At 68.0% G+C, this 3,734-nt stretch carries 2 protein-coding genes; both read left to right on the top strand.

What is annotated here, in order from left to right; genetic code table 11:
- Positions 1-434 (top strand): hypothetical protein (locus DQW06_RS07430; protein WP_232832974.1); only part of this gene is annotated, 434 nt, incomplete at its 5' end.
- Positions 431-3,304 (top strand): DUF3987 domain-containing protein, encoded by a 2,874-nt coding sequence (locus DQW06_RS07425; protein ID WP_157983371.1) that lies wholly within the window; start codon positions 431-433, stop codon positions 3,302-3,304. The genes DQW06_RS07430 and DQW06_RS07425, both read left to right, overlap by 4 nt.
- Positions 3,305-3,734: the final 430 nt, after the last annotated feature.

The raw sequence follows: 3,734 nt of genomic DNA, 5'->3' as shown, positions 1-3,734 counted from the left end.
CCCACCAACCACCGTCCATCCATGTCTTCGGGGGAAGCATGACCAGCAGCACCGGACCGATCATCGAGGTCCGCAACGCCTTCACCATCACCGTCACGAACGGGCACCTGACCAACCACCTGGTGCCCACACCGTGCCCGGCCGGGCCGGGCGGGATCGTCGAGATCAACATCGTCGGCGAAGTCCGCTTCGTCGACCACGGCGCACTCATGAAGCTCGGAGTGGTTCTCGCCGACGCCGAACGGGTCATCGTCCGCGCCAACGGGAGCGGCCTGGACTACCTGCACACGGAGATCGTCCGCACGATCAAGACCGAGCAGTCGTTCCGCGCCTCCGACACCAAGAGCCGGAACGAGCGCCGCGCCTCCATCGACCGTCAGATCGCCGGTGGCTACCTGCCCGCCGACTACTGGGAGCTGGAGGGCGGGGAGTGAGCAACACCCCGACGACGCCCGCAGCGGACAATGTGCCGCTGCGGGCCGACCTGGACACGGTCCGGGAGTTCCTGGCCACCTACTACGGCGATGCCCCCGGGCTGCTGCACATCGCCTTCAAGGGCGACTGGACTGGGCAGGCCTTCGCCACGGACTGGCAGGGTATCGCCGCCGCCGCCGAGCTGATCGGCCGTCGGGATGCTTCGGGAGTCGAGGGCGTCTACGCACGACCCACCACCCTCGTTCGCCCGCTCGACCCTGGCAAGCGGGGCGGGGCAGACGACTCGCGCACGTTCTTCGGGTTCTGGACGGACGTCGACTACGCGGGGCCGGGTCACAAGGGGACCAACCTCCCGCCCGACGAGGCGGCGGCGCACCGCGTGTACGCCGCATCCGGGTACCCGGAACCAACCATCCTGGTGAACTCCGGCGGCGGCCTCTATCACCACGTCCTCCTCCGCGATCCCATCGACGTGTCCGACCGCGAAGCCAGAGAAGAGATCAAGGAGATCTCGCGGCAGTGGCACCGCGGACTTCGAGCCGTGTCGGAAGAGTCGGGTTGGGAGTACGGGTCCGGGGTGTCCGACCTTTCGCGCGTCCTGCGCGTTCCCGGCACCATCAACCGCAAGCCCGGCACGAACCGGATGGCGACCAGCACCTACTCCGGAACCCTCTACACGCTCACCGAGATCCGCGAAGCGATCGGCGCCATCCAGTCCGCCCACCCCGTCGCACAGCACACCAACCCGCGCCCAGCTCCGGCGAGCCCTGCGGGGCTGGGCGAAGGCCCGTTCGACAGCCTCGCGCGTCACTGCACATGGGCCGACCTGCTCACTCCGCACGGCTGGGCCTACGTCGGCAACGACCAGGGCGCCGAGCTCTGGTTGCGCCCCGGCGAGTCCACCTCGAAGTACTCCGCCCGCGCCGGGTACAACGGCGTACCCACCCTCAACGTGTTCTCCGAGTCAGCCGGTCTGCCCACCGTCGAGGAGCACGGCGGACGACCGCTCACCATGGGGCGCCTGTTCGCGTGGCTCAACCACGGGGGCGACGAGAAGGCCGCCGCACGCGACCTTCGATGGGCTGCCCTCGACGACCAGCGCGCCACGGCCGCAGCCCGACGACTGCCCCGGCAGGCACTCGCCGAGATCAAGGCCAGCAGCCGCACCCGCGCGGATTCCTGGTCCGACGCGGAACCGCCCGAGGACCCCTGGGAAGGAACCACCGGAACCTCCGAGGAGCAGCCGCCAGCCGAGACCGCGAAGCCCGCCGATGTCCGGTCGGCAACCATGGCCGCCGAAGACCACCAGGTCCTCAACGGGGTGTTCGCCACCGTCGAAAACGTCCGATCACTCCCTTGGCCGACCCCGAGCGACACCGAGTCCAAGCTGCTGCCCACCTTCCCCGTGCACGCCCTACCCGGCGACATCGGGAAGTTCGCCCAAGCCGTCGCCACGTTCACCCGTGTCCCCGTCGACCTGGTCGCTCTCACCATCCTCGGCACCCTTCCCACCCTCATCGGTGGACACGCCATGGTCTCCGGCCACTGGACCGAGAAGACCCTCAACCTGTGGACCATCTCCATCCTCGGCTCCGGCGGCGGCAAGTCGCCCGCCTTCGACGCGATCACCACCCCCGTCCGGAAGCTGGAGAAGGAGCTCCGGCAGGCCTGGGACAAGGACTACGGCGATCAAGAGGAGCTGTACGAGATCGCCGTGAAGAGCAAGGACAAGGTCGTCGCCAAGCTCGTTGATGCCAGCGGCGACAAACGCAAAACCCTCCTCGCCGACCTCGACAGCGCCAAGCAGGAGATGCGCGATGCGCAGCCGCCGCCGCGGCCTCAGCTTCTCGTCGGCGACGTCCTGCCCGAGGCCCTCGGCATCATCATGAAGCGCGTCGGCGGACACATCGGACTCATCTCTGCGGAGGGCGGGTTCCTCGGCAACGTCTCCGGACGCTACTCCAAGGGCATCCCCAACCTCGAACTGGTCCTGATCTCCTACGACTCCACCGAGCCGTACCGGGTCGACCGGGTCGGGCGTGAAGCGTTCGAGGTCGAACGCCCTTCCCTGTCGGTGTGCCTCGCCGTGCAGCCGGTCGTGATCGACGACGTCGCCTCCTCCAAGGCCGTGCTCGACCGGGGTCTGCTCAACCGGGTGCTGTTCGCCCAACCGCAGTCCATGGCTGGGCATCGGGACCCGCGTCCGCCTCGGGTCCCGGACTACCTGGAGCAGGCGTGGGAGCAGGTCATCCGGTCCGCGTTCTTCCGGGTGCTGCCCGGGGGCGGGAAGTTCGACGAGGAGGGCGAGCCGGTCCCCGCGCGGTGCGTCTACATCGGCAACGAAGCCGAAGGGCTTCACCTGCGGTGGCGGGCCGGGATCGAGAAGCGCATCAACCCCAACACCGGAGACCTAGCGGTCATCGAGGGGTGGGCGAACAAGCTCGCCGGAACCACCTACCGCATCGCTGCCCTGCTGCACCTGTTGGGCGGCGGCGAGGTCGACGCGCCGGTCTCCGAGCTGACCATGAGCCACGCCATCGAGATCGCCGAGTACGCCATCGAACACGCCCTGGAGGTTCTGGGCACCCGGGCGGGCACCGAGAAGAACTCGCGACACGAAGCCGAGGAGCAGGTGCTGGAGTGGCTTCGCCGCCGCGGCAAGGACCTGGTGACGGTCGATGAGGTCCGGGCGGGGATGAAGCGCCGCACCTGGGTCAAGGAACACGGAGCCCAGGGGATTCGCACGGTGCTCGGTCGCCTGGCCGTACAGGGCTGGCTGGCGAGTGTGCAGCGCACGGACAAGGCCGGGCGGCGCATGCCTGACGGGTTGTTCGTGGTGCACCCGGACCTGTTGCGGGACGTGCTGTGAGGGCGTCCGCGCGTCATCCGGGACATCCGGGACGGGTGTCCGTGGCCGGGGACGGCGGGATCGCGCGGTGCGGTGAGACATCCGGGACATCCGAGGTCCCGGATGTCCCCTCCTCTCTGAACTGGGCTTTCGGGACGCCGGGGGCGCTTCCCGGAGACATCCGGGGCACCCAGGTCCCGGATGTCTCACCCTTCTTGATCTGCGGAAACTCAGGTTCTCGGAGATATCCGGGACATCCGGGACCTCCTCTATATAAATCCATTTCAGTATTACTACTACTCTCTGTAATTTCACACGCTCATTTGATTACACAAGGTCATATCTATGGCCGCATACCCAAAGGAGGTCCCGGATGTCCCGGACGTCTCCCCCCGCCGTCCATAACGGCAGGTCACCCCCGCTAACCACATCCGGGACCCCCCGTCCCGGA

Source organism: Nocardiopsis sp. TNDT3 (assembly GCF_003427465.1).
Lineage (GTDB): Bacteria > Actinomycetota > Actinomycetes > Streptosporangiales > Streptosporangiaceae > Nocardiopsis > Nocardiopsis dassonvillei.
Note: the sequence above shows the minus strand (reverse complement) of the source record. Positions and strands in the feature narration are given on the sequence as shown.